General features: G+C 57.7%; 3 protein-coding genes. All 3 read left to right on the top strand.

Annotation, left to right across the window (positions count from 1 at the left end; all coding sequences use genetic code 11):
* The first annotated feature begins 222 nt into the window (after positions 1-222).
* The 3 genes from WCA53_RS14710 (at position 223) to WCA53_RS14700 (ending at position 1,728) form a co-directional block, all read left to right on the top strand.
* Positions 223-846 carry a LysE family translocator gene (locus tag WCA53_RS14710; protein WP_423911481.1) on the top strand — a complete coding sequence of 208 codons (624 nt, stop codon included), beginning with the start codon at positions 223-225 and terminating at the stop codon, positions 844-846.
* Positions 847-1,163: 317 nt separating this feature from the next.
* Entirely contained in the window at positions 1,164-1,328 is a 165-nt protein-coding gene (locus tag WCA53_RS14705; protein ID WP_423911479.1) for a hypothetical protein, read from the top strand.
* A 238-nt stretch (positions 1,329-1,566) separates the two neighbouring features.
* On the top strand, positions 1,567-1,728 hold the full coding sequence (locus WCA53_RS14700; protein WP_031363615.1) for a DUF1328 family protein: 162 nt from the start codon (positions 1,567-1,569) through the stop codon (positions 1,726-1,728).
* Positions 1,729-1,909: the final 181 nt, after the last annotated feature.

The raw sequence follows: 1,909 nt of genomic DNA, 5'->3' as shown, positions 1-1,909 counted from the left end.
AGCAGAAGGACTCAACGCTCACCCCACACTCGCCGCGAGCAGCACCCCGCCCACCGCAACATCAAAGAGAGCGCAGCGAACGACCCCCTACCGTATTGGAATCGACCGCTCCATCTGTACCGGTACTGTACAGCTCGCTTTTTATACACTGTACCGTCACGTGAGCTAGCCCTGTAGGTATCCCAGCAGCTAGCCCAGCACCCCCCGGAACCAGGAATCGCCATGTCCTTCGACACCGCCACGCTCCTCGCCGCACTTCCCGCGGCGATGCTTTTCGCACTCGTGACCTCGATCACGCCCGGCCCCAACAACACGATGCTGCTGGCCTCGGGCGTCAACTTCGGCTTTCGCCGCACGTTGCCGCATTTGCTCGGCATCAGCGCGGGCGTTGCGATCCTGAGCACACTCGTCGGCCTCGGCCTGGCGCAGGCGTTTGCGCGCTTCGCGTGGCTTTATACCGTTCTGGAAACGCTGAGCGTCGCGTATCTTCTGTACCTCGCATGGAAGATCGCGACCTCATCGACTGTGCAGGTTCGTGACGGCGAACGCAGGCCCATGCGTTTTATCGAAGCGGCCGCGTTTCAATGGGTCAACCCGAAGGCATGGATGATGGTCCTCACCGCGGCAACCACCATTCATCTGCATTCAAGCCTTTCGCTCAATGCCATATTCATGGCGCTGGTGTTCATCGTGGTCGGCTTTCCGTGCATCACCTTGTGGGCAGCGTTCGGTACGTCGCTGCGCCGAGTGCTGATGCAACCCCGTTATCTGCGCACGTTCAACTGGACTATGGCGTTGCTGCTCGTGCTGTCGCTCTATCCAATTGTTGCGCACGCGCTGCGCTAAAAAGACAGGGGCCAAAGCTGCCCCACGCGACGCCCAAACTGCACCCACGCATTGCACAAAAAGTAACGATGCGTGGGCAGGACACTGATTTTGTTAAGCAATTCCACGCGCTCGCCCATTCGCCTCCAAGCGGTGCATACTGGTTCCGCCTGCCGTCGCGCAAAATTTTCGTTTCCTTTGCAACTTTAGCCGTCAGGAGCGGCAAAAACTGCGCAACTCCGCTGTGACGGGGATTCGACAGGCGTGTACGAACAGCTTGCTGACCCGATCAACTCGCGCCCACTGGCGCGGCTTTGAAATTTCCCAAGGAGTACGCCATGTCTGGAGCAAATCGCCCGTCCGGTCCTGCAACACGGAAGTCCCTGGATCTCGCCGATCAGATTGAACGCGACGAACTCAAGAACAACCTGCCGGATGCGCTAAATAACGCCGACGAGGACGATCTCGACGACGAACCCGACAGTGCCACGCCCCGCCCATAAGCCTCCCCTTTTCGTTTCGCCACGCGCCTTCTGACGCGTCACCAAAGCCGCTACTGCGCAACGCAGTGCGGCTTTTCGTTTTTATGACCCTGTTTTACTGAATGCAACTTCCTTGGGCACGATGGTTGCTCCATGATCCTTCGTCACCGCACGCAGCGGCTTCGTTCAAGTGGGCAAGGCGGCGACGGCGTCAGCCAGCACGCGAACCATTCCGATAACCGACTCCCTGGAGGGCTTCATGCTCCGTTACGCTGTCATCTTTTTCATCATCGCGATCATCGCGGCATTCTTTGGCTTTGGCGGTATCGCTAGTGGTGCGACCGAAATCGCGAAGATCCTGTTCTTCATCTTTATTGTGATTTTTCTGGCGACGCTCTTACTCGGGGTTTTTCGGCGTTAGGGCGCCTAAGGGGGGTTCTGCTTGCGGTAAGTGTGGGGTTCGGGTGGAGTCCTCCTGCTCGCGTGGTCGTTCTGCTTAAGTCGGATTTTCTTGCTTATTTCTGTTAGCCCCTGTTCGGGGCGGAACTTCATTTCTTTGCAAACGCGCAAAGAAACGAAGCAAAGAAACGCGTTTTAAACCG

The sequence above is a fragment of the Caballeronia sp. genome, from assembly GCF_049581465.1.
GTDB lineage: Bacteria > Pseudomonadota > Gammaproteobacteria > Burkholderiales > Burkholderiaceae > Caballeronia.
This window is presented reverse-complemented; position numbering and strand designations above follow the sequence as displayed.